Origin of the sequence: Brevundimonas sp. (assembly GCF_041648055.1) — a bacterium.
GTDB lineage: Bacteria > Pseudomonadota > Alphaproteobacteria > Caulobacterales > Caulobacteraceae > Brevundimonas.
Genome location: NZ_JBAZPS010000001.1, coordinates 765,771 through 787,660 on the forward strand (window position 1 = coordinate 765,771; position 21,890 = coordinate 787,660).

General features: G+C 67.5%; 24 protein-coding genes, 1 tRNA gene and 1 pseudogene. 14 read left to right on the forward strand and 12 right to left on the reverse strand.

The window, feature by feature from the left end; genetic code table 11:
• Positions 1-30 precede the first annotated feature (30 nt).
• Positions 31-107: transfer RNA gene (locus WC585_RS03760), tRNA-Met, on the forward strand.
• Between the two features lie 64 nt (positions 108-171).
• Positions 172-477 carry a hypothetical protein gene (locus WC585_RS03765; protein WP_373256221.1) on the forward strand — a complete coding sequence of 102 codons (306 nt, stop codon included), beginning with the start codon at positions 172-174 and terminating at the stop codon, positions 475-477.
• Positions 478-481: 4 nt separating this feature from the next.
• On the opposite strand, the gene WC585_RS03770 is transcribed toward WC585_RS03765, so the two are convergent.
• A complete protein-coding gene (locus WC585_RS03770; RefSeq protein ID WP_373256222.1) occupies positions 482-1,045 on the reverse strand; it encodes a TlpA family protein disulfide reductase in 564 nt (187 codons plus the stop codon).
• A gap of 100 nt (positions 1,046-1,145) precedes the next feature.
• On the opposite strand from WC585_RS03770, the gene argH reads away from it, so the two are divergent.
• From argH to lysA, 3 genes are read left to right on the forward strand one after another with little or no spacing between them, the layout of a single operon-like run.
• Positions 1,146-2,513 (forward strand): argininosuccinate lyase, encoded by a 1,368-nt coding sequence (argH, locus tag WC585_RS03775; protein WP_373256786.1) that lies wholly within the window; start codon positions 1,146-1,148, stop codon positions 2,511-2,513.
• 11 nt (positions 2,514-2,524) lie between these two features.
• The gene (locus WC585_RS03780) at positions 2,525-2,758 is read left to right on the forward strand and encodes a hypothetical protein (RefSeq protein ID WP_373256223.1); all 234 of its coding nucleotides are present in this window, start codon (positions 2,525-2,527) and stop codon (positions 2,756-2,758) included.
• 8 nt (positions 2,759-2,766) lie between these two features.
• A complete protein-coding gene (gene lysA, locus WC585_RS03785; protein WP_373256224.1) occupies positions 2,767-4,041 on the forward strand; it encodes a diaminopimelate decarboxylase in 1,275 nt (424 codons plus the stop codon).
• Here the strand turns inward: lysA and WC585_RS03790 are convergent.
• Entirely contained in the window at positions 4,038-4,571 is a 534-nt protein-coding gene (locus WC585_RS03790; protein ID WP_373256225.1) for a phosphoribosyltransferase, read from the reverse strand. The genes lysA and WC585_RS03790 overlap by 4 nt on opposite strands.
• On the reverse strand, positions 4,564-5,550 hold the full coding sequence (locus WC585_RS03795; RefSeq protein ID WP_373256226.1) for an MJ0042-type zinc finger domain-containing protein: 987 nt from the start codon (positions 5,548-5,550) through the stop codon (positions 4,564-4,566). Before WC585_RS03795 ends, WC585_RS03790 begins: the two co-directional genes overlap by 8 nt.
• Before the next feature lie 69 nt (positions 5,551-5,619).
• On the opposite strand from WC585_RS03795, the gene WC585_RS03800 reads away from it, so the two are divergent.
• The 4 genes and pseudogenes from WC585_RS03800 to WC585_RS03815 form a co-directional block, all read left to right on the forward strand.
• Positions 5,620-6,324: a cell division ATP-binding protein FtsE gene (locus tag WC585_RS03800; RefSeq protein ID WP_373256227.1), complete on the forward strand. Its 705-nt coding sequence runs from the start codon at positions 5,620-5,622 to the stop codon at positions 6,322-6,324.
• 23 nt (positions 6,325-6,347) lie between these two features.
• A complete protein-coding gene (locus WC585_RS03805; RefSeq protein ID WP_373256228.1) occupies positions 6,348-7,202 on the forward strand; it encodes a cell division protein FtsX in 855 nt (284 codons plus the stop codon).
• 10 nt (positions 7,203-7,212) lie between these two features.
• Positions 7,213-7,860, forward strand: a complete 648-nt coding sequence (locus WC585_RS03810; RefSeq protein ID WP_373256229.1) for a YdcF family protein — start codon at positions 7,213-7,215, stop codon at positions 7,858-7,860.
• A pseudogene (locus tag WC585_RS03815) lies at positions 7,857-8,555 on the forward strand (lysophospholipid acyltransferase family protein); the annotation flags it as partial. The gene WC585_RS03810 and the pseudogene WC585_RS03815, both read left to right, overlap by 4 nt.
• 249 nt (positions 8,556-8,804) lie before the next feature.
• On the opposite strand, the gene pdeM reads toward WC585_RS03815, so the two are convergent.
• From pdeM to WC585_RS03830, 3 genes are all read right to left on the reverse strand, one after another.
• Complete coding sequence (gene pdeM / locus WC585_RS03820) at positions 8,805-9,536, reverse strand: ligase-associated DNA damage response endonuclease PdeM (protein WP_373256230.1); 732 nt, start codon at positions 9,534-9,536, stop codon at positions 8,805-8,807.
• Positions 9,533-11,965 (reverse strand): ligase-associated DNA damage response DEXH box helicase, encoded by a 2,433-nt coding sequence (locus WC585_RS03825; protein WP_373256787.1) that lies wholly within the window; start codon positions 11,963-11,965, stop codon positions 9,533-9,535. Before WC585_RS03825 ends, pdeM begins: the two co-directional genes overlap by 4 nt.
• A 71-nt stretch (positions 11,966-12,036) precedes the next feature.
• Positions 12,037-12,255, reverse strand: a complete 219-nt coding sequence (locus WC585_RS03830) for a hypothetical protein (RefSeq protein WP_373256231.1) — start codon at positions 12,253-12,255, stop codon at positions 12,037-12,039.
• Between the two features lie 227 nt (positions 12,256-12,482).
• On the opposite strand from WC585_RS03830, the gene WC585_RS03835 reads away from it, so the two are divergent.
• Positions 12,483-15,182 (forward strand): ATP-dependent DNA helicase, encoded by a 2,700-nt coding sequence (locus WC585_RS03835; protein WP_373256788.1) that lies wholly within the window; start codon positions 12,483-12,485, stop codon positions 15,180-15,182.
• Between the two features lie 7 nt (positions 15,183-15,189).
• Here WC585_RS03835 and WC585_RS03840 read toward each other — a convergent pair whose 3' ends face one another.
• Together WC585_RS03840 and WC585_RS03845 are read right to left on the reverse strand one after the other, a co-directional pair.
• Positions 15,190-15,387 (reverse strand): hypothetical protein, encoded by a 198-nt coding sequence (locus tag WC585_RS03840; RefSeq protein WP_373256232.1) that lies wholly within the window; start codon positions 15,385-15,387, stop codon positions 15,190-15,192.
• A gap of 116 nt (positions 15,388-15,503) precedes the next feature.
• Positions 15,504-16,022: a hypothetical protein gene (locus WC585_RS03845; RefSeq protein WP_373256233.1), complete on the reverse strand. Its 519-nt coding sequence runs from the start codon at positions 16,020-16,022 to the stop codon at positions 15,504-15,506.
• A 139-nt stretch (positions 16,023-16,161) separates the two neighbouring features.
• Between WC585_RS03845 and WC585_RS03850 the strand changes: the two genes are divergently transcribed.
• Genes WC585_RS03850 through WC585_RS03865 form a run of 4 tightly spaced genes read left to right on the forward strand, consistent with a single transcriptional unit; the run spans position 16,162 to position 19,767 of the window.
• A complete protein-coding gene (locus WC585_RS03850; RefSeq protein WP_373256234.1) occupies positions 16,162-17,364 on the forward strand; it encodes a threonine ammonia-lyase in 1,203 nt (400 codons plus the stop codon).
• Positions 17,345-17,869 carry an FKBP-type peptidyl-prolyl cis-trans isomerase gene (locus WC585_RS03855; protein ID WP_373256235.1) on the forward strand — a complete coding sequence of 175 codons (525 nt, stop codon included), beginning with the start codon at positions 17,345-17,347 and terminating at the stop codon, positions 17,867-17,869. Before WC585_RS03850 ends, WC585_RS03855 begins: the two co-directional genes overlap by 20 nt.
• 43 nt (positions 17,870-17,912) lie before the next feature.
• A complete protein-coding gene (locus WC585_RS03860) occupies positions 17,913-18,926 on the forward strand; it encodes a UbiA family prenyltransferase (protein WP_373256236.1) in 1,014 nt (337 codons plus the stop codon).
• A 10-nt stretch (positions 18,927-18,936) separates the two neighbouring features.
• Positions 18,937-19,767 (forward strand): PdaC/SigV domain-containing protein, encoded by an 831-nt coding sequence (locus tag WC585_RS03865; RefSeq protein WP_373256237.1) that lies wholly within the window; start codon positions 18,937-18,939, stop codon positions 19,765-19,767.
• A 4-nt stretch (positions 19,768-19,771) separates the two neighbouring features.
• On the opposite strand, the gene WC585_RS03870 is transcribed toward WC585_RS03865, so the two are convergent.
• From WC585_RS03870 to WC585_RS03885, 4 genes are all read right to left on the reverse strand, one after another.
• Complete coding sequence (locus WC585_RS03870) at positions 19,772-20,710, reverse strand: alpha/beta fold hydrolase (protein ID WP_373256238.1); 939 nt, start codon at positions 20,708-20,710, stop codon at positions 19,772-19,774.
• A gap of 33 nt (positions 20,711-20,743) precedes the next feature.
• Positions 20,744-20,941 (reverse strand): helix-turn-helix transcriptional regulator, encoded by a 198-nt coding sequence (locus WC585_RS03875; protein WP_373256239.1) that lies wholly within the window; start codon positions 20,939-20,941, stop codon positions 20,744-20,746.
• Positions 20,938-21,351, reverse strand: coding sequence for a hypothetical protein (locus WC585_RS03880; protein WP_373256240.1), 414 nt, complete (start codon positions 21,349-21,351; stop codon positions 20,938-20,940). The genes WC585_RS03875 and WC585_RS03880 overlap by 4 nt, the downstream gene beginning before the upstream one ends.
• A gap of 70 nt (positions 21,352-21,421) precedes the next feature.
• The gene (locus WC585_RS03885) at positions 21,422-21,859 is read right to left on the reverse strand and encodes an acyl-CoA thioesterase (RefSeq protein WP_373256241.1); all 438 of its coding nucleotides are present in this window, start codon (positions 21,857-21,859) and stop codon (positions 21,422-21,424) included.
• Between the last annotated feature and the right edge of the window lie 31 nt (positions 21,860-21,890).

Sequence of the window (21,890 nt, forward strand, 5' to 3'; positions counted from 1 at the left end):
CGGAACCTGAACGACAGGATCGTCGATTGGGGCTGGATAGCTCAGCTGGTTAGAGCGGTGGATTCATAACCCACAGGTCGGCGGTTCAAGTCCGCCTCCAGCTACCATCGCCGCCGCAACCCCTCCAGACCTGTCGCGTTAACGGCCAAGGTTCAATCCTGGAGGACATCCATGCGTATTCGTATTCCCGCCGCCGCCGCCGCCATCGCCGCCCTGTCGCTGGGCATGGCTGCTTGTACAGAGTCCGAACAGGACAGGGCCGAAGTCGAGGCAGAAGCGGCGGCCGACACGGCCGGTGATGTCGCGGCGCAGGCTGGCGAAGTCATTGAGTCCGGTGCCATGAAAGCTGCCCAGGCCGTCGAGGAAGGTGCCAGCAATGTCGCCAATGAGCTGGAAGAGAACCAGGCCGAAGCGGCAGCAGAAGGTCGTGCCGGCGCAGTCAATCCTTCTACGGATGAGCGCGTACCGGCCAACTAATGGCTCAGCCCGGCTCCGCCAGAAGCGCCTCGACCAAGGCGCGAGCCTCGGGGCCGGCCCAGTCAGCACCACCGGAATAGCTGGCCCGGACCCGCCCCTGACGGTCGATCAGGACCGTCTGGGGCATGGCCCCCTTGCCGGGCAGTTCAAACGGCAGTTGGAAACTTGGGTCGCTGTAGAATGGCAGGGGGGCGTGGTCGTCGATGAAGGCCGCGCCCGCAGCAATCTGATCGGGCGTCGCATCGACGTTGACCGGCAGGACCAGCAGGTCGGTACCCTCATAGGCCTGCGCCAGGGTCGCCAGTGTCGGCATCTCTGTCCGGCACGGGGCGCACCACATGGCCCAGACATTGACCACGACCACCTTGCCTCGAAAATCATTCAGGTTCGCATCCTCGCCATCGCGCGTCTTGAAGGCATGGTCGGGCGCAGCCGACGGCGCATCGGGCACGACCAGCGCGGCCAGCTGACCGGTGGCATAGCGGGACAGGTCGCTTTTGCCCGCCTGATGGGCGTATAGGGTGACACCCCCCGCGATCAGGCCCAGCAGCACGATCGCGGCTCCCACTGCCACTGCCTTCCTCGAGCCGTTCATGACCGAACCATCGACGCCTGCCCCCGACGCGGGGCGTGCGACCCAGACCAAGTCCGCGAGCGCCGGTCAAGACATGTGGGGGGGACGCTTTTCGTCGCGCCCCGCTGACATCATGCAGGCGATCAACGTCTCCATAGGGGTTGACCAGCGTCTGTGGGCCCAGGATCTGGCCGGATCGCGCGCCCACTGCCGCATGCTGATGGCGCAGTCGATCATCACCGAGGCGGATGGCCAGGCCATACTGGGCGGACTGGACACCATCGAAGCCGAGATCACGGACGGCACCTTCCCGTTCCGCGATCAATACGAAGACATCCACATGAATGTGGAGGCGCGCCTGTCCGAACTGATCGGCGAGCCGTCGGGCCGGCTGCACACGGCCCGCAGCCGTAACGACCAGGTCGCCACCGATTTTCGCCTTTGGGTGCGCGACGCCTGCGACCGGGCGGTCAAACAGCTACAAGGCTTGCAGAAGGCCCTGCTGGTCCGCGCCGATCAGCATGCGGGTGACCTGATGCCCGGTTTCACCCACCTCCAGACCGCCCAGCCGGTGACCCTGGGCCACCATCTGATGGCCTATGTCGAGATGTTCGGACGGGACGCAGGGCGGTTCGCCGACGCCCGCACCCGCATGAACGAAAACCCGCTGGGAGCCGCTGCCCTGGCGGGTTCGCCCTTCCCCATCGACCGCCACATGACGGCTCAGGCCCTGGGCTTCGATCGGCCCATGGCCAACAGTCTGGACGCCGTGTCCGACCGTGACTTCGCTCTGGAAAGCCTGGCCGCCGCCACCATTACCGCCGGACATCTTTCGCGTCTGGCCGAGGAGATCGTGGTCTGGATGACGCCGATGTTCGGCTTTGCCAGCTTGCCCGACGACCTGACCACCGGCTCTTCGATCATGCCCCAGAAGCGCAATCCGGACGCCGCCGAATTGGTCCGCGCCAAGACGGGCCGCATCCTGGGTTCGCTGGTCGCCCTTTCGACCGTGATGAAGGGCCTGCCGCTGGCCTATTCCAAGGACATGCAGGAGGACAAGCCGCCGGTGTTCGAGGCCTTCGACGCCCTGACCCTGGCGCTGGGTGCCATGACGGCCATGGTCTCGGCCCTGCAACCGAACACGGAAAAGATGGCTTCGGCCGCGGGCGCAGGCTTCTCGACCGCCACCGACCTGGCCGATTGGCTCGTGCGCGAACTGAACCTGCCCTTCCGCCAGGCACACCATGTCACGGGTGCGGCAGTGAAACGGGCGGAGACCCTCGGCCTGGGGCTGGCTGATCTGCCGCTGGACGAACTGAAAAACCTGCATCCCGGCGTCACCGAAGCCGTGTATGAGGTTCTCAGCCCCCAAGCCTCCTGCGCCAGCCGCCAGAGCTTCGGCGGCACCGCGCCGGAACAGGTTCGCGCGCGCATCGCCGAGTGGAAGTCACGTCTCGCATGAAAGAGTTCACGATGAAGAAGGTCGTTCTGTTGGGCACTGTGGCGCTGTTCGCCGCCGGGGCTGCTGCCTGTGGTCGTATGGCCGACCTGGAGGCACCGCCCGCCCGTGAGACCGAACGCGCCCAGCGCGACGGCCGTGCGCCCAGCCTGCCCGAGCCCGCGACGGTCAACCGTCCGCCCAGCCAGATGCCGATCGACGGCGGCCCCAGCAGCCCCTTCGGCGGCTCGGGCTCCAGCCCCAACTAGGTCCGCGCTTGCACCATTTCGTTCTGAAGGACGGCGGGCTTTACGCCGAAGGCGTCGCACTGGAGACGCTGGCTGAGCAGGTCGGCACGCCGACCTATGTCTATTCGACTGCAACCCTGGCCCGGCATTACGGACTGTTGCGTGACGCGGTAGCGGCACACCGGTCCGCACTGGGCGACGCCCTGATCGCCTTTGCGGTCAAGGCCAACTCCAATATCTCGGTGCTGGCGACCCTGGCCCGAATAGGCTGCGGAGCCGATACGGTATCCGAAGGTGAAATCCGCCGGGCGCTGAAGGCGGGCGTGCCGGCCGACCGCATCATCTTCTCCGGCGTCGGCAAGACGGACGCCGAACTGGCCTTCGCCCTCGAACAGGGCGTACGCCAGATCAATGTCGAAAGCGGCGTCGAGCTGGACCGGCTGATCGCAGTCGCCACCCACAAGGGCCTGTCACCGGACATCGCCATTCGCGTGAACCCGAAAGTCGGGGCGGGCGGTCACGCCAAGATCACCACCGGAGGCGAAGGCGACAAGTTCGGCGTGCCGGTCGAGGAAGCCCTGGCCCTCTATGCCCGCGCCTCCGCCTCGCCGCATGTGACGCCCGTGGGCCTGGCCTGCCACATCGGCAGCCAGATCACGGACCTGGCCCCGCTGGAGGCCGCGTTCCGGACCCTTCGCGACATGACCCTGACCCTGCGGGCGCAGGGCCTGTCGGTGACCCGGCTGGATCTCGGCGGCGGGCTGGGCGTGCCCTATCACGGCCAGGCGGAGACCGCGTCGATCGCCGACTATGTCGCCATGTGCGCGCGCGTACTGGACGGACTGGAGGTCGAGGCAGCGTTCGAACCCGGCCGCCTGCTGGCCGCCAATGCCGGGGTGCTTCTCAGCCGCGTGATCCAGGTCAATGAGCGGGCCGACGGCCGTCGCTTTCTGGTGCTGGATGCGGCCATGAACGACCTGATGCGCCCGGCGCTGTACGACGCCTTCCACGAGGTCGTACCGGTTCGGCCACACGGCGGCGACGCCTTGTCCTACGACATCGTCGGCCCCGTCTGTGAGACCGGCGACACCTTTGCCCGCGATCGCATGCTGGCTCCGCTTCAGGCCGGCGATCTGGTCGCCTTCACAGGCGCGGGGGCCTATGGCGCAGTCATGTCCAGCGAATACAATTCCCGCCCGCTGGTGGCCGAGGTGCTGGTCGACGGCGACCGCTGGGCCGTCATCCGGGACCGGCCAACTTATGAAGACATGTGGGCGCGGGAGCCGAAGGCGGACTGGCTCTAGTCCAGCGCGCACACATCCGGCAGGCCGCGCAGCGCGCCCGCGTGATCCAGCCCATATCCGACCAGGAACCGGTTCGGGGCGTCCCAGCCGACGAAGTCCGGCTCCGGCGCGCGCGGCAGGGGCCAGGGCTTCTTGGCGAAGACGGCGGTAACGACTTCGGAGGCACCGGCCGCCCGGGCGATCTTCACGGCCTCGGCCAGCGACAGGCCTGTGTCGAACACATCGTCCAGAATCAGGACGCGGCGACCCTCGACCGAGCGTTGCAGCGGGGCATAGACGTCGATCCGTCCCCGGCTGGACTGTTCGTCGCCATAGGAGGCCAGCCACAGGGCGTCGAAGCGGACGTTGCGGCCCACGCGCGCCAGTGCCCGGGTCAGATCGGCGGCGAACCACAGGCCGCCGGTCAGCAGGACGACCGCCACCGTCTCGTCATCAATGACGGGGGCGATGCGCGCGGCCATGTCGGCGACGATGCGCTGAACCTCGGCCTCGGGCAGAAGGACGGTGGGTGTGGGTGCAGGGTCAGCCATGAGGGGCGGATACCGCCCCGCCACGGCTATTGTCGAGGGCCGTCGTGCTGACGTTGGTCGCCACCGCGTCGATCGGCTGCATATTCAGCGGCTCTGTCGAACTGGACGGAAGCGCAGGACGCAGCGCCCCGTCATCGGCGACAGGAAGAGGACGATGGGCGGGTGCGGTTGCATGCTGAGTGGCTTCGCCGTGGTCGGCGGTCGGCCTTGCGTCATGCGGCTCAGCATGAGTTGGCTCTGATGTTTCGGTCAGGACAAAATCGACAGCCACACCACGACCCTTGCCGCCGGGGTCATCGACGATCCCGGCAAAACCCTGGACCTTGCCCGGCAGTACAGGGGCCGCGTCGATGCGCACTATGGCGTGGCCGATCTCGGCACCGTTCTCGTCCAGCAAGGCGACCCGCACCGGCGGCGCGACCCGCTCATTGTCCCTCACGTTCCGCAGGGCTCCAGAGATGACGATCTTGCCCGGATCGTTCGGCAGGGCCCGTCCCGTCAGCGCCTCGAAGTCCAGACCGGTCGGATTGACCTCCATCCCGACGGCCGCATAGGCGGCGGCCGTGCGCGGCATCATCTCCACGACCTCGACCCGGAACAGCCATGCAGCCCCAAGCAGAAGTGCAAAACCGGAGGCGATCCCGGCCCAGACCACGCCGTGGGTGGCGGCCCGGCGCAGACGCCGCTGCTGCTCCACCTTGGCGCGATAAGCCTTGGGCAGTTCGGGGGCGGGCGTTTCGGCGAGGGATTCGGTCGCGGCTGATTCGGTAGCGGCGTCGTCGCGTTTGCCGAAACTGCTGGGTTCCTTGGCGATGACGGGGGCCACCACCGGAGGCGATTCCGACAGTTCCAGCGGCTCGTCCAGCGTCGCACGCCAGGTGTGCTGGCACGTCTTGCAACGGACCGAGCGGCCGCCCGGCCCGATCGCTTCATCGGGGGTGAAATAGCTGGTGGCGCATGACGGGCAGGTCAGTATCATGGGCGCTGACTGCGAGGCTCTTCGCCCCCTCCCGTCGCGGCGATCACACCGCGTCCTGATCCAAAATTCATGTCCGTCCAGCCCCGCCGCACGCCCGACACCGCCTCCGCCGCCGCGACCGTCCGCCTTGAGGGCGTAGGCTTCGGCTATGCGCAAACGCACCGCGCGTTGCGGGACATTAACCTTACCTTGCCTGCCGGCTCTTTCCATTTCCTTACCGGGCCGTCCGGAGCGGGAAAATCGACCTTGCTGAAGCTGCTGACCCTGACCGAGCGACCGGTGTCCGGGCGGCTGCACCTGTTCGGCCAGGACGCGACGGCGGCGACGCGGCGCGAGCTGCCGGACTTTCGGCGTCGCATGGGCATGGTGTTCCAGGATTTCCGTCTGCTGGACCACCTGTCGGCCTTCGACAATGTCGCCCTGCCACTGCGCCTGACGGGCCATAAGGCGTACCGCGCCGACGTGGAGGAGATACTGGCCTGGGTCGGGCTGGGCGACCGGATGGAGGCGCGGCCCTCCACCCTGTCCGGCGGCGAGCAGCAGCGGCTGGCCATCGCCCGGGCCGTGGTCACTCGCCCGGACCTGATCCTGGCCGACGAGCCGACCGGCAGCGTCGATGCCGTCATGGCCGAGCGGCTGCTGAAACTGTTTCAGTCGATGAACCGGCTGGGCACCACGGTCTTGATCGCCAGCCACGACCAGGCCCTGGCCGAGCGGTCCGGCGCGACCCTGCTGCGGCTCGAGAGCGGTCGGCTGACGGGCGGTGACGCATGATCGGCCGGCTGACCAGCAGCAGGATGAGCCTGCTGCCCCGTGACGCGGGCGGCGAGCGCTGGCTGGTGTCGCTGATCGCGGTGCTGTGTTTCCTCGCCTGTCTGGCCGCTGTCGGAGCCGCCGCCGCTGACCGGGCCGCTCACGGCTGGGCGCGTCAGCTGGGCACTGAGGCGACCGTTCAGGTGCGCCCGCGCGTCGGCGAGACCGGGGCGGAGGCCGCCGCCCGCGCCGCCGAGACCCTGGCCGGGGTCACCGGCGTGGCCGAGGCCCAGGCCCTGGATCGCAAGGCGGCGGAGGACCTGCTGCGGCCCTGGGTCGGGGACGCCATCCTGCCAGACCTGCCGGTGCCGCATCTGATTGCCGTCCGGCTGGACCAAGATGCCCCCGCCAGCGCCGTCACCCTCAGTCGCGCCCTGGCCGAGGCGGGGCTGGACGCCAGTGTCGACGATCACAGCCTGTGGCGCGGCGAAGTGGAGCGGTCGGCGGGCCTGATCACGGCACTCGCCATTGCCGCCTTCCTGCTGACGGCGGGCGCGGCGGGTGCGGCGGTCGTGTATGCGACGCGCGCAGGAATGGCGGCGCAAAGGGCGTTGATTGAGACGCTCAGCCTGAACGGGGCCTCCGACGGAGCCGTCGCCTGGCTGTTCCAGCGTCGATATGCCCTGTTGGCGGCCACGGCGGGGGCGATCGGTGCGGTCGCCGCCATGGCTGCGGCGTCGGCCCTGCGTCTGCTTGGAGGCACCGAGGGGATCACGCCGGCCCTGCCCGTGGCATGGAGCGATATCCTGCTGCTATCGCCATGTCCTCTGCTGGCCGCTACGGTGGCGCTTGTCGCGGCGCGCTTCACGGCGCTGGCGGGAATGAAGGACCGTCACTAGCTTGAAGCCCATGAAGTTTCTCACCTTTGTCGCCATCCTGGCCCTGATGTGGCTGGTCGGCCTGTTCGTCTTTGCCGAACGGGTGCGCGGCTTCACCCCGGCCGAGGACCCCGCACGCGCGGACGCCATCGTGGCCCTGACCGGGCCGTCGGCCGAGCGGGTCAATGTGGCCATCCGCCTGCTGGAAAACGACAAGGGCGACCGGGTGCTGATCTCGGGCGTCAATCGCGAGGTGCGCCGCCAGGAACTGCGCGCCCTGACCCCCGGCTCCAACCGTCTGTTCAACTGCTGTGTCGATCTCGGCTTCGAGGCGATGGACACCATCGGCAATGCCCAGGAGATCGCGGCCTGGGCCCGCGACAAGGGCTATACCCGCCTGATCGTGGTGACGTCCGACTATCACATGCCCCGGTCCATGGTGGAAATCCGCTCGGCCTATCCGGGCGTGGAGCTGACGCCCTATGCGGTCGAGACCCCGTCGCTGGACAACAGTGGCTGGTGGAAGGCGGCGGTCACGGCGCGGCGGATGACGCTGGAATACATGAAGTATCTGGCGGCTTTGGGTCGCGCGGTCTGGACGCGGGTCAGCGGCGATGCGCCCGCGCCGGTCGAACCCGCGTCCGATGACCAGACAGTCGAAGAGGCTGTCCGTCCATGACCACCTTCCGCTCCCTGCTGTTCGTGGTCTGGCTTTATCTGTCGATGGCGGTGTTCGCCGTCGGCCTGTCGCCCACCCTGCTGCTGCCCTATCGCGTCGCCATGACGGTGATCCGGGTCTGGGCCAAATTCATTCTGTTCGGCCTGCGCTGGATCGCGGGCGTGAAGGTGGAGTTCCGGGGGCTGGAGCATCGCCCGACGGGCGCGGCCCTGATGGCGGGCAAGCACCAGAGCATGCTGGACGTCATCGCGCCCTTCGCCATCCTGCCGGACAACTGTTTCATCATGAAGAAGGAGCTGATGCCGCTGCCCTTCTTCGGCTGGTTCGCCTGGAAGACGCGGATGATCGCCGTCGATCGCTCGGCCCATGCCAAGGCCCTTAAGGACATGGTCAAACAGGCCCGGGCCCGCCACGCCGAGGGTCGCCAGATCCTGATCTTCCCGGAAGGCACACGGGCCGAGGTCGGGGCCGCACCCGACTACAAGCCCGGCATCGCCGCCCTGTACCGCGACCTCGACGTTCCTTGCACCCCCATGGCCACCAACTCCGGCGTCCACTGGCCCGCGCACGGGTTCCGCCGCTATCCGGGGACCGTGGTCTATGAGTTCCTGCCGCAGGTGCCTGCCGGTCTGAAGCGGGCGGAGTTTATGGCGCAACTGGAGGAGAGGCTGGAGGGGGCGTCACGAGCATATTTGCCCACACATCGCTTTTTGTGCCCGTTCTGCGACCATTTCCTAGGTGAAGCTGTTGCATCTAATGGGAGCAGCGGCTGGGTTCTTGACAGCCCTCATGGACACGAATGCCCGTCATGCGGTGCAGACATGTCCGAAGCGTAGAGTGAAAATCAAATAGGCCTTTTGAGGTTGTCTGATCGAGAAGTGACTTTGCAACGCTACGGGCCCTCTCAGTTAGAGGTTTATGCTTTGCACGCCGAATTGAGAGGTCTAGCGCAGCATCTCCCAACTCAGCGCATGCACCCGGTCTCGCCCCAGCGCGCCCGCAAGCGGCGCTTCGGTGAATAGCTCCGCAATCGCCGCATCTCGCACATCCAGCCCCCCCGTGAATGCCCCAAACGCGGGCAGCACAGCCCGGCGGCCATCCGTCACGAAGCAAGGGCGGCGGACGCTGCGTCGGTAGGCGACGATGCGGGCGGCGGGGTGGAGGTGGCCGGCGATCTCGCCGGGCTGGACGCCGGCCTGCGGTTCGTGGATCAGGCGCAGGGGGCCCAGGGTCATGGTTTCAACCACCTCGCCGGGCAGGGCATCGACCGATCCCGCCAGCGCAGCGATATCGTGATTGCCCTCCAGCCAGATCCAGTCGCGGCCCTTGGCCAGACGATCCAGCCGGTCCCGGTCGCCCAGCGCCATGCGCCCGATCGAGGCGGCGTCGTGGAAGCTGTCACCCAGCAGCACGACCGAGGCCGGTTGCAGGGCCTCGATCTCCACCTCCAGTCGATCCAGGGTGGCAGAGCTATCATACGGCGGCAGCATCTGGCCCCGCGCGGCGAAGGCGGAGCCCTTCTCCAGATGCAGGTCCGCCGCGATCAGGGTCCGGTGGTTGATGACCCACAGCGCCCCGGAGCATCGCAGCACGCAGGGCTCACCCTCGATCAGGACGCGCAAGCCACCACACGGATGCCGGGCCGGCGACAGGGTCTGGCGCAGGGCGGCGTTCATCGCGCGCCCTCCATCGCCGCCGGAGCCCCTTCCATGACCTCGGCCACCAGGGCCTCCAGCCCGAACTCATGGGCGGTCTCGTCCAGGATCATCTCGGCCGCCCCGCCGCCGACCCGCTCGCGCCCGATCTGGACCAGAACCGGCACGCTGAACGGCGAGGCCCGCTCCAGCGCGATGGGCCGGATGCGCCCCTGGATGCGGGTCAGCAACTGACCCAGGCGCGCGACGTCCAGCAGGCCCGAGGCGGCATCGGCCCGGGCGGTCTTCAGCAGCAGGTGGTCGGGTTGGTGGCGGCGCAGCACGTCGTAGATCAGGTCGGTGGAAAAGGTCACCTGCCGGCCCGTCTTCTCGGTCCCCGGCTGGCGTCGTTCGATCAAGCCCGAGATCAGGGCGCAATTGCGGAAGGTGCGCTTCATCATGAAACTCTCTTCCAGCCAGCTCTCCAGATCGTCGCCCAGCATGTCGGGCTCGAACAGGGCGTTCAGGTCCAGTCCGTCCATCGGCTTGATGGACCAGATGGCCAAGGCATAGTCCGTGACCACGAACCCCAGCGGCCCGACCCCCAGCCGGTCCAGCCGCCGGGTCAGCAGCATGCACAGGGTCGAATGGGCCAGGTTGCCTTCGAACGGATAGGCCAGCAGGAAATGCCGCGCACCGCGCGGGAAGGTCTCGACCAGCATCGTCTCCCTGTCCGGCACGACGGAGCGTTCCTCCTGAAGGGCCAGCCATTCCTGCACATCGGGCGGCAGGACGCGCCAGTGGTCGCGGTCCTGGATCATGTCGCGGACGCGGGCGGCCAGGGAGGTCGACATGGGGAACTTCGACCCGCCCCATGACGGGATTTTGGGGTCCTTGTCCTGGGCGTGGGTCACCAGCGCATCGGTGCCTGTGATCCCCTGGAAGGCCCAGACCTGACCGGCGAACACGAAGGTGTCGCCGGGGGTCAGCTGTTCGAAATACCATTCCTCGGCCTCGCCGACCTTGCGCCCGCCGATCAGCTGTTTGGTTGCGCCTCCACGCCGTGACGCCACGCGAATGTTCAAGGTCCCGGCCGAGACGATGGCCCCGACGTTCATCCGGTGCCGCTGGGCCGTCTGGGCGTTGCGGACCTTCCATCTGCCATCGCGCGTCCGCACGATCCGCGCGAACCGCTCATAGGTGCGCAGCGCATAGCCGCCGGTGGCGACCAGATCGACGACCTCCTCGAACTGCGCCCAGGTCAGGCCGCGATAGGGGCCACAGGCTGTGATTTCGGCATACAGATCATCCAGAGCGAACGGCTCGGAGCAGGCGCAGCCCATGACGTGCTGGGCCAGGGTGTCCAGCGTGCCCGTATGCACCGGCTCCCAGTCGAAGGTGTTTTCCGCCACCGCCTCGCGCGCGGCCTGGCATTCCAGCATCTCGAACCGGCTGGCCGGTACCATCAGGGCGCGGGACGGCTCGTCCAGGCGGTGGTTGGCCCGGCCGATCCGCTGGACCAGGCGGCTGGCCCCCTTGGGTGCCGCCATCTGGATGACAAGGTCGACATCGCCCCAGTCGATGCCGAGGTCCAGCGTGGAGGTGCAGACCACGGCTCTCAGATCGCCCCGCGCCATCGCCGCCTCGACCTTGCGCCTCTGTTCAGCGGCCAGCGAGCCGTGGTGAAGCGCGATGGGAAGGTTGTCGTCATTGATGGCCCAAAGCTGCTGGAAGACGAACTCCGACTGCCAACGGGTATTGACGAAGATCAGGCTCATCCCCGCCTGTTTGATCGCCTCATAGACCTCCGGAATAGCGTGCTGGCCGGTATGCCCGGCCCAGGGCACGCGGCCGTCGGAGATCAGGACGTCCACCACCGGCGGCGCACCGGGGTCGCCGGTGACGATGATCACCGAGTTGTCTCCAGCAGGAGCCAGCCAGTCCGCGATCATCGCCGGATCGTCCACGGTCGCGCTCAAGGCCACCCTTCGCATCCCCGGCGCGAACTGTTGCAGCCGCCCCAGCCCCAGGGACAGCAAGTCCCCGCGCTTGCCGCTCCAGATCGCATGCACCTCGTCCAGCACGACGCATTTCAGGTCGGCGAAATAGTCCCGTGCCCCGTCCCAGGCACAGAACAGGGCCAGCTGCTCGGGCGTGGTCAGCAGGATGTCCGGCGGGTTCTCGCGCTGGCGCTGCTTCTTGGACTGTTTGGTGTCGCCGGTGCGGCTCTCGACATGGATGTTCAGCCCGATCTCGCGGATCGGCGTCATCAGATTGCGCTCCACATCAGTGGTCAGCGCCTTCAGCGGCGACAGATAAAGCGTATGCACCCCGCTGCCCGGCCCGAAGGCAGGGCGCGGCCCCCGCTCGGCCAGATCGATCAGACTGGGCAGAAACCCCGCCAGCGTCTTGCCGCCGCCGGTCGGGGCCACCAGCAACGCGTGTGCCCCCGCCTGACCCGCCGCGATCATCTCCAGCTGATGCCGCCGAGGCACCCAGCCGCGCTTCGCGAACCAGTCGGCGAAGAGGGGAGGAAGCGTCGTCACCCGCCGTACCGCGCGCCTTCGCAGTAGCCGCCTTCGGCCCAGCGCCCCCCCGAGTCGAGACAATAATCGATCGCCGCAGACTCGGAGCCCAAGAACCACCACGCTCCAGCTATGACCGCAAGAAATAGAAGCGTGGCGATAATGACGATCCGCTTCAGCCGCTTGCGTTGTGAGCTGGGAAGGTTCGCCATGAATACGAAATAGAGCACGATCACTGTCTGCGCCAGATGTTCCCGTTCCGTTTCACGTCCCGAACCGCTATCTGTTGACGGTGACCCTCGACTCGCCTCTTTCCCGCACGGCCCCCACCGACACAGAACCGTGGCTCGACCTGCCGCCCGCCTTGGCCGTGCCGCCTGGCGCTGGGGCGATCTGCGACGACAGCGGCCCGCGCAGGATCGGGCGGGGGGCGGCCGAGGGGGTGTTCACCACCAGCCCTGTCATGGTCGCCCATGCCAGTCTGACGGCGCGGCGTCTGGGGATTGCGCCGCCCGCCCGATCCGATGACCTGCTGGATGTGCTGGAGCTGTTCGCCTTCGTCCGGCCCGCGCGGTTCTGTGCGCCTTCGCCCAGTGGCCTGGCGCTTGCCATGGGGATGAGCGAGCCGAGGGGGGCGGAGGCGCAGGCTCAGGCGCTGATGGACGCCGCCGATGGCCTGCTGCGTGAACTGGCCGATCCGGCCTATCCGGGGCGGGAAGAGGCCTTCACCCTGGCCGAAACGCTATCACGCGCGGGCTGGAGCTGGGCGTCGCGGGTGACCGGGGCCTTGGCTCATCAACCGATCCGTGACCGCGCCCATCGCGGCACGGGTCTGGACGCCTGGTCGCGCCTGCCGGAGTGGGAGGACGAGGCTCCGCGCGGCGAGGCCGGGTCGGCACCGGTCGATTCAGAGTCCGCGCGCATCCGCCTGGAAAAACTGTTGCAGGCCTCCGGCCTGGACGAGACCCGCCCGACCCAGTCCGACTATGCGGCCGAGGCGGCCTATGCCTTTTCACCGCGTAATGAGGAGGGTCGGCCGCGCGTCCTGCTGGCTGAGGCGGGGACCGGGACGGGCAAGACCCTGGGCTATCTGGCCCCGGCCAGCCTGTGGGCCGAGCGCAATCAGGGGGCGGCCTGGGTCTCGACCTATACACGCGCCCTGCAACGCCAGATCGATCGCGAGAGCGCCGCCCTGTGGCCCGATCCCGCCGAGCGCAAGCGCAAGGCCGTGGTCCGCAAGGGACGCGAGAATTACCTGTGCCTGCTCAATCTCCAGGACATGATGCAGGCGGGCCAGCTGGGCAACGGCGACCTGATCGGCATGGCCCTGGCCAGCCGCTGGGCGATGCACTGCCGAGACGGCGACATGACCGGCGGCGACTATCCCGGCTGGCTGCCCGGCCTGTTCGCCACCGCCCCCAGCCATCAGGCCAGCGCGGCCAATCTGGTCGACCGGCGCGGCGAATGCGTCCATGCGGCCTGTCCTCACTACCGCACCTGTTTCGTCGAAAAGACCATCCGTGCCAGCCGCCGTGCCGACCTTGTGGTCGCCAACCACGCGCTGGTCATGACCCAGGCCGCCTTCGACGGGGCACGCTCGGCGCGCGGTCTGAAGCAGGACGGTGAGACCGCCGCCCTGAAACGCATCGTCTTCGACGAGGGCCACCATCTGTTCGACGCGGCCGACAGCGCCTTCTCCGCCTGCCTGTCGGGGCAGGAGGCCGCCGAGCTGCGTCGCTGGCTGCGCGGGCCGGAGGGGCGCGGGCGGCGGGGGCGGGGGCTGGAGCAACGGCTGGGCGACCTGTGCGCCGACAATGCCGAGGCGACCAAGGCGCTTCAGGATGCCGTCCGTGCCGCCGCCCAACTGCCCGGTGAGGGCGTGTCGGGCCGCATCGCGCCTGCGTCTGGCGAGGTCAATCCGATCGGACCCATCGAGCGGTTTCTGGTCGCGGCGCTGGAGCAGCTTCGCGCACGGACCAGCGAGGCGTCCGGGCCCGGCGGGGCCGAGTTCGGCATGGAGTGTTCCTTGCGCCCCGTGACCGACCCCGTGCTGGAGACGGCACGCGAGGCGGCCAAGGCGCTGGCCGACGTAGAGGCCCCCCTGCTGGCCCTGTCGCGGCATCTGGAAGACATACTGGACGATGAGGCGGCCGAGTTGGACGGAGCGGCGCGGGCGCGGATCGAGGGGGCACTGCGCGGGCTGGACCGCCGCGCCCGCATGACCCTGCCCGGCTGGCGCTCCATGCTGGCGGCGCTGGAGGTGTCATCGGACGAACCGGATCCCGACTTCCTGGACTGGCTGTCGGCCGAGGCCGCGTTCGGCCGGATCACGGATGTGGCCCTGCGTCGCCACTGGATCGACCCGACCGTGCCGCTGGAGGCCGCGGTGATCATGCCGTCGCACGGGGTATTGGTGACCTCGGCCACCCTGTCCGATCCCCTGTCGGACGACCCGTTCGACATGGCCCGGCTGCGTACCGGCTCGGCCCGCCTAATCGAACCGGCGCGGACGTTGAAGGTCGAGAGCCCCTTCGACTATGCGACCAATACGCGGGTCATCGTCGTCAACGACCTGGTCAAGGACGACACCCGCCAGACAGCGGCGGCGATGCGCGAACTCTTCCTGGCGGCCGGTGGCGGGGGGCTGGGCCTGTTCACCGCCATCCGCCGGTTGAAGGCGGTCTATGAGCGGTTGGGACCCGACCTGGCCAAGGCGGGCATCCCGCTGTACGCCCAGCATGTCGATCCGCTGGAAGTCGGGGCCCTGGTCGACGTCTTCCGGGCCGAGCGGGACAGCTGCCTGCTGGGTACCGATGCTGTGCGTGACGGCGTGGATGTGCCGGGGCGCAGCCTTCGCATTCTCGCCTTCGACCGTGTGCCCTGGCCGCGGCCGGACCTGCTGCACAAGGCGCGGCGCGCGCGGTTCGGCGGCGGCCCTCAGGCGCGAGGGTTCGACGACGCCCTGGCCCGCGCGAAGATGGCCCAGGCCTTCGGTCGCCTGATCCGCCGAGCCGACGACAAGGGCGTCTTCGTCATGCTGGACGCCGCCGCCCCCACCCGCCTGTTCGCCAGCCTGCCGCCGGGCTGCGAGGTTCTGCGGATGGGTCTGGCCGAGGCGGTGGAACTCGTCAGCGGTTTCCTACCGGCCGACGAAGCCCGTTAGACAGATATCAGCCGAACAGGGTCGGGCCGAAAACGGCAGCCATGGCGACGGCACCGCCGACGATGGCAACCACTGCACCGGCCACGAATGCGGCCCAGGTGCGGGCCGCGCGCTTGCGGCGGAAGGCGCCGGTCTTGACCGAACGCAGCAGGACCATGGGCTTCTTGCCGAAGGCTTCGGACCCGGTGATGTTGTGCTGGGACATGGACGCGCTCCCTCTCAAGTGGACGAACCGCGACCCAAGCGGGTCAGACAAGGCGAAACAAAGGCGAACGGGGTTCACAAACCAATCTGTGATCGGATGAACGGTGTCGCGCGGCCCTACAGTGTCACCGGAACCCGCCGCCCACCGCGCGTCTGGACCCGCTGCATCAGCACGATGGGGTCGCCGCCTGCGCTGACCGTGGCGATAACGAACCATTCGCCGTCGGGCAGGCCCTCATAGGCGAAGCGGTTGTTGGCGCACGTCGCCTGGCGCACATAGGAGCGGTAGTCCCCGTTCGGATCGGGCACATTGCGCGAGCGCACGACGGAGGCCGGAAGCGCCGCACGATCCGTCGAACCGTACAGGATCTGGAACCGGTGGCGGGTATAGGGCGTCACCGGCGTCAGCACGACCGAGCCCGTGCAGGCAAAGGCTTGGCCGTCCCGGCGATAGTCGACACGTCCGTCGATGGAGGCCGGTCCCGAGCGTTCAGACCATGCAAAGTCGGCGGCACTAAAGGTCGAGGACATGGCCCCGCCATAGCCCCCACCGATCGGCGTGGTTGCGCAGGCGGCCAGAGTTCCGGCGGCGGCGAGGGCGATCAGGGGACGGGCGAACGGCTTGAGGGCGGACATGGGCGGGTCTCCGTAAGCGTGCGACTGGGGTGGGGCACAGAAGGCCCAAAGGCAGTCGAAGGTCAAGGTTGCGGCGCGCCTTCCGCTGGGTCAAAAGCGGGCATCAGTCCGGCGTCAGACCGGACACCAGGGACACTCCATGAGCGTAAACTTCGAGGACATCCTGGCCGCCCGCGACCGTATCGCCGGCCAGGTCGACCGCACCCCGGTGCGCCATTCGCGCCGCCTGTCGCAACTGACCGGGGCCGAGGTCTGGGTCAAGTTCGACAACCTGCACTTCACCGGCAGCTTCAAGGAACGCGGGGCCCTGAACCGTCTGCTGCAACTGACGCCGGACGAGCGCAGGCGCGGTGTGGTCGCGGCCAGCGCGGGCAACCACGCCCAGGCCCTGGCCTATCATGGCGGGCGGCTGGGCATCCCCGTCACCATCGTCATGCCGGAGGGCACCCCCTTCGTGAAGGCCGACGGCACGCGAGCGCATGGGGCCACGGTGGTCATCAAGGGGCTAGATTTCACCGGCTCCACCGAGGAGGCGCACCGGCTGCGCGACGAGAAGGGATACGTCTTCATCTCGGCCTTCGACGACGAAGGCATCGTGACCGGCCAAGGTGTCTGTGCCGTGGAATTCCTGGAGGACGCGCCCGATCTGGACGCCCTGATCATCCCCATCGGCGGTGGCGGCCTGATCGCGGGCTGCGCTGTGGCGGCCAAGGCGATGAAGCCGGATATCCGCATCTTCGGCGTCGAGGCGGCGATGTATCCTTCGTTCAGCGCCAAGCGGCTCGGCGAGACCCCGAAGTGCAGCGGGCAGACGATTGCCGAGGGCATCGCCATCAAGGCCGTGGGCGACATTCCCTTTGAAATCGCCGACCCGCTGATCGAAGACGTTCTGGTCTGTCAGGAGGCGGATTTCGAGACCGCCGTCTCCTACTATGCCACGCTGGAAAAGACGGTGGCCGAGGGCGCGGGCGCGGGTGGTCTGGCAGCCATGCTGGCCTATCCCGAGAAGTTCAAAGGCATGAAGGTCGGTCTGGTCCTGTGCGGCGGCAATATCGATGCGCGCATGCTGGCCGTGGTACTGAACCGCGAACTGGTGCGCGAGAAGCGGCTGATCGTCTATCGCATCCTGGGCGACGACCGGCCCGGCATGATGTCCAGGATGAGCGGCGTCATCGGTGGCCTCGGCGGCAACATCATCGACGTGGTCCACAACCGCCTGGCGCTGGACGTGCCGGCCAAGGGGGCGGAGTTCGACATCATGGTCGAGACGCGCGGCGCGGCGCATGCCGACGAGATCAGACAGGGACTTGAGGAGGCCGGTTATGCACTACGGATGGGCTAGATCGCTGGCCGTCATCGGAATGCTCGCGGCATTGTCCGCCTGCAACCGCGGCGAGGAAACGCCACCGATCGATCCCGCCATCGCCGAGGCCGAGGCTTTCATGGCCGACAACGCCAAGGCCGACGGAATCCAGAGCACGCCGTCCGGCATCCAGTACAAGGTACTGAAGTCCGGCCCGACCGGCGGCGAAAGCCCCGACAGCAACGATCTGGTCAGCGTCCACTATGAGGGCACATTGACCGACGGCACGGTGTTCGACAGCTCCTACCAGCGCGGCATACCGGCGGTCTTCACCCTCAATGAGGTCGTGCCCGGCTGGACCGAGATCGTGCAGCGGATGAAGGTCGGCGACGAATGGCTGGTCTATATCCCGCCCGAGCTGGGCTATGGCGCGCGGTCGTCGGGGCAGATTCCGCCGAACTCGGTGCTGGTCTTCCGCATGGAGCTGCTGGCCATGGATAGGGTGCCGGGCGAGGCTCCACCTCGCAGCGCGGCGATGGGATAAAGCTGCCCTCCCGGTCGCAGACGGAATTGGCTAGAAGCGTCACATGACATCCGCCCCTCTTCCCGATGCCGGTTCGAACTGGGTGGACCAGCATGCGCCGGAGGGGCTGAAGCCATGGCTTAAGCTGGGGCGATTCGACCGGCCCATCGGCATCTGGCTTCTGCTGCTGCCGGGCTGGCAGGGGATTGCGCTGGCCTTGGGCCAGTATCGCAAGACACCAAACCTGTATGACGTCTGGCTGGTGGCCGGATTCGCCATCGGAGCCTGTCTGATGCGGGCGGCCGGCTGCGCATTCAATGACATTGTGGACCGCGACATCGACGCCCAAGTGGCGCGGACGGCTCAGCGGCCGATCCCGTCTGGCTGGATCAGCGTCAGACAGGCCTGGGCTTTCGTGATCGGCTGCAGTCTGATCAGCCTGCTGATCCTGCTGACCCTGAACCTGACAGCCATTCTGCTCGGCGTCGGATCGCTTGCGCTGGTCGCGGCCTATCCCTTTATGAAGCGGATCACCTGGTGGCCGCAGGCCTGGCTGGGTCTGACCTTCAACTGGGGCGCGCTGATGGGATTTGCAGCAGCGACGAGCAGTTTCGGCTGGTTAGCGATGCTCAATCACTGGGGCGCTGGTGGCGAGCTTGAGTATTTCCACTTGGATGGGGGTCGGCCTGGCCTGATCACCGCCGCAGCCGTCCTCCTCTACCTCGGCGGCGTGTTCTGGACCCTCGGTTACGACACAATCTATGCGCTTCAGGACATCGAGGACGACGCCATGGTCGGGGTGAAGTCCTCGGCGCGGCGGCTGGGCGGCAATGTCGGGCAAGGCGTTGGCCTCTTCTATGCGCTGGCCGTTCTCTTTGCCGGTCTGGCGGGCGCGTTCGCAGGGCTCGGCCCCCTGTTCTGGATGGGCCTGACGGCCTATGCAATTCATCTGGCATGGCAGACGCGGCGGGTGCGGGCCGAAGACGGCGCACTGGCCTTGCGGCTGTTCCGATCCAATCGCGAGGCGGGTTTTGTCCTGCTGATCGCCATTATTCTGGGTGTCGTATGGCCCGTGTAAGGAGTTTCACATGAAGACCGTCCGCGCCCTGATCCTGACCGCCGCCGTCGCCGCGACCGTCGCCGCCTGCAACCGCGACCGCGAATCCGCGCCGGACGCCCCGGCACCAGACGCCGCTCCGGTCGTGGCCCCCGCCTCTGCTGCGGCCCCCATGAGCTTCGACAGCGAAACCCCCTATGCCAACGTCAAGCTGACCCTGCCCGACGCCATCAAGAGCCAGCCCGACCTGCACGCCAGCCTGTATGCCGGTGAGGTCCGCACCCTGCGCCAGTTCATCGAGGGCGCGCAGGGCGAACGCACCGAGGCCGGGTTCGATGAGGACCGGCCTCCCTATGAGAAGACAGTGACGGTCACCGCTGCCGGCGAGACCGGCGGCCTGCTCAGCCTCAAGCGCGTGGACTTCGACTATTCCGGCGGGGCCCACCCCAATACGCTGGCCAGCGGCCTGTTGTGGGACAAGACGGCCAAGCGGCAGATTGCAGGCACCACTCTCTTCCGTGCGGGAGCCGACATGACGGCGCTGGATCGCGCCCTGTGCGCCGCCCTGAACACGGCCAAGACGGCCCGGTCGCCAGGCAGCGCGCCTGTGACGCTGACCGGTTCCGACTGGTCCTGCCCCCGTGCATCAGCGACCCCCTTTGTGCTGACCGGCGGATCGGTGCCGGGCAAGGCGGCGGGGCTGACGTTTCTGGTCGGCCCCTATCAGATCGGCCCCTACTCCGACGGGGCCTATGAGATCGCCCTGCCCGCCTCCGTCTTCCAGTCCCTGCTGGCCCCGCAATGGGCCGGGGAGTTCGCAGGCGACCTGAGCCGCACGGGGGACGTCACCCCCACGCGGTAGGGGGTCACTCGGCCAGGAACCGATCCACGATGGCAGCGAAGCGCTCCGGCTGGTCGGCCATGATGAAGTGGCGGCTGTCGTCGACCCGCTCCAGATGGACGCCCGGCAAGGTGGCGTATTCGCGGGTCCAGAGGCCGTCAGCCATGGCGGCAGGCGCACCGCCATTCGCATCCGAGGCATAGATCGCCCAGACCGGCGTGGTCATATTGGCCAGGGCCGGGCGCGCGTCCGTCGTCATGACTTCGCGGATGGCGGAGGCCAGGGCCTGACGATCAGAAGCCATGGACCAATCGACCATGGCGGAGCGGGTCGCAGGATCGCGGGCCAATCCCACGGCGCCTTGTGCCTGACCAGCCCGGAAGGCGTCGGCATCGGGGTTCAGCATGCTTTGCGCGGCCTGATCGGCGAACGGACGCGCCATCTCGGCCGTGACCTGTGGTCCGAACAGGGCGCTGAAGAAGGGCAGGCTGTCGACGCTCATGACCCGCCCGACCAGATCGGGATGCGCCTGTGCCAGCAGTATGCCGCTCAGCCCGCCCATCGAATGGCCGATGACGGCGGGCTTCTCCAGCCCTGTGTCGCGGATGTAGCGCGCCAGCTCCTCGATCATCGGCGCGACGAAGGGACCGTCGGCGTGGGTCCAGGGTTCGCCTGCGAAACCGGCCAGCTGGACCAGATGCACCCGGTGCGTAGCCTTCAACCGGTCCGCCTCGGTTCGCCAGACCTCGCGAGAGGAGGCGAAGCCGGGGATCAGGATGACGTCAGGGCCGGACCCGACCACCTCGACCGACATCCGGTCAGAATCAAAGGCAGGGGCTGCGACAGCGTCCGGTGCCTGAGCGAAGGCCTGCCCTACACCGACAGCGAAACAGGGGGCGCAGACGGCCAGTCCGAACAGGGCAGCACGCAGCCGGGGCCGCGCCTTGAAGAAGGCGTTCAACATATCAGTCTCCAGTTTTGAGGGTTGTCGCCGGCCTCAGCCGTGCGGGTTTTCGAAGATGTCTTCCACCGGCCGCTCGAACAGCACGGCGATGCGGTAGGCGAGGTCCAGCGAGGGGTCGTGCTTCTCGGTCTCCAGAGCATTGACCGCCTGGCGTGAGACCCCCAGCGCCTGACCCAGCTGTTCCTGGGTCCAGTTGCGCTCGACCCTCAGGAGTTTGAGGCGGTTCTTCATCCGTTGCTGGCCTTGATGAAGGGCGATACCGCGCCAAAGCTGGCCCAGAACAGCGGATAGATCAGCCAGGCGGGAATATGCGGTGCCGCCGCGAAACTCTCGGCAAAGCCCCAGAAGGTCGCCAGGGCCATGGCGATCCCGGCCGAGACGATGAATTGTTTGGCCGTCACCGCCCGAACGAATTCGTCGCTATCACGGATGAGGCTCAGCGTAGCCCAGATCTGACCGATGATCGGCGCGGACACGGCGGCGGCCAGGACCCATCCTGCGGGCTTTCCTATCACCTCGTCGAAGACGTCCGTCACCATCATCGAAATGCAGACCAGCATATAGGGGATCATGAAGGCGAAGGTGCGCAACACATATCGACGGTGCGCCGCCGTCCCGCCCCTGGTCCAGACACTCAACATGACAGCCTCTCCTGACTTTGTGTAAGGCTCACCTTACATCAGCCATTTGTCATGTCAACCTGACTTTTCGTCAGGACGGCCTGACGTCGAGGGGATGGCCTTCGTACGCTTCGATCATGCTGACGACGAGGTCTGGAGGAGCCGTCTTTCCCGTCAGGGTGTCGACGCGGACATAGGTCAGGGCCACGTCCGCGATCAGCGTATCGTCTCGCCACATGGCAATCACGAACAGCAAACTGGTCCGCCCGCGATGGGACACCCGCACCCCTATCGCAAGTTCATCATCAAACCGGGCCGACTGACGAAAGTTGACGTTGGCATTGGCGACGAACAGGTCCGACACATCAGCCCCGAACGCCCCGATGGCCCGCAAATATTCCGTTCCCGCCACGTCGGCGAACACCAGATAGTTGGGATTGAACACCACCCCTTGGGCATCCACCTCGCCCCACCGGACCCGCAGGTCATGAAAGAAGCGGAACTGGGCGCGTTCAGGCCGATCGTGCATTCAGGCTCTCCGTGACCCGTCCAGAATGACA

Coding starts and splice junctions, on each gene's coding strand:
- WC585_RS03805 (WP_373256228.1), top strand. CDS start 6,348: ATGAGCCTGCTGCCCCGTGACGCGGGCGGCGAGCGCTGGCTGGTGTCG.
- WC585_RS03885 (WP_373256241.1), bottom strand. CDS start 21,859: ATGCACGATCGGCCTGAACGCGCCCAGTTCCGCTTCTTTCATGACCTG.
- WC585_RS03795 (WP_373256226.1), bottom strand. CDS start 5,550: ATGATACTGACCTGCCCGTCATGCGCCACCAGCTATTTCACCCCCGAT.
- pdeM (WP_373256230.1), bottom strand. CDS start 9,536: ATGAACGCCGCCCTGCGCCAGACCCTGTCGCCGGCCCGGCATCCGTGT.
- WC585_RS03865 (WP_373256237.1), top strand. CDS start 18,937: ATGAAGACCGTCCGCGCCCTGATCCTGACCGCCGCCGTCGCCGCGACC.
- WC585_RS03765 (WP_373256221.1), top strand. CDS start 172: ATGCGTATTCGTATTCCCGCCGCCGCCGCCGCCATCGCCGCCCTGTCG.
- WC585_RS03780 (WP_373256223.1), top strand. CDS start 2,525: ATGAAGAAGGTCGTTCTGTTGGGCACTGTGGCGCTGTTCGCCGCCGGG.
- WC585_RS03870 (WP_373256238.1), bottom strand. CDS start 20,710: ATGTTGAACGCCTTCTTCAAGGCGCGGCCCCGGCTGCGTGCTGCCCTG.
- WC585_RS03855 (WP_373256235.1), top strand. CDS start 17,345: ATGCACTACGGATGGGCTAGATCGCTGGCCGTCATCGGAATGCTCGCG.
- WC585_RS03850 (WP_373256234.1), top strand. CDS start 16,162: ATGAGCGTAAACTTCGAGGACATCCTGGCCGCCCGCGACCGTATCGCC.
- WC585_RS03835 (WP_373256788.1), top strand. CDS start 12,483: ATGGTCGCCCATGCCAGTCTGACGGCGCGGCGTCTGGGGATTGCGCCG.
- WC585_RS03790 (WP_373256225.1), bottom strand. CDS start 4,571: ATGGCTGACCCTGCACCCACACCCACCGTCCTTCTGCCCGAGGCCGAG.
- WC585_RS03880 (WP_373256240.1), bottom strand. CDS start 21,351: ATGTTGAGTGTCTGGACCAGGGGCGGGACGGCGGCGCACCGTCGATAT.
- WC585_RS03860 (WP_373256236.1), top strand. CDS start 17,913: ATGACATCCGCCCCTCTTCCCGATGCCGGTTCGAACTGGGTGGACCAG.
- WC585_RS03840 (WP_373256232.1), bottom strand. CDS start 15,387: ATGTCCCAGCACAACATCACCGGGTCCGAAGCCTTCGGCAAGAAGCCC.
- WC585_RS03825 (WP_373256787.1), bottom strand. CDS start 11,965: ATGATCGCGGCGGGTCAGGCGGGGGCACACGCGTTGCTGGTGGCCCCG.
- WC585_RS03810 (WP_373256229.1), top strand. CDS start 7,213: ATGAAGTTTCTCACCTTTGTCGCCATCCTGGCCCTGATGTGGCTGGTC.
- argH (WP_373256786.1), top strand. CDS start 1,146: ATGTGGGGGGGACGCTTTTCGTCGCGCCCCGCTGACATCATGCAGGCG.
- WC585_RS03875 (WP_373256239.1), bottom strand. CDS start 20,941: ATGAAGAACCGCCTCAAACTCCTGAGGGTCGAGCGCAACTGGACCCAG.
- WC585_RS03845 (WP_373256233.1), bottom strand. CDS start 16,022: ATGTCCGCCCTCAAGCCGTTCGCCCGTCCCCTGATCGCCCTCGCCGCC.
- WC585_RS03800 (WP_373256227.1), top strand. CDS start 5,620: ATGTCCGTCCAGCCCCGCCGCACGCCCGACACCGCCTCCGCCGCCGCG.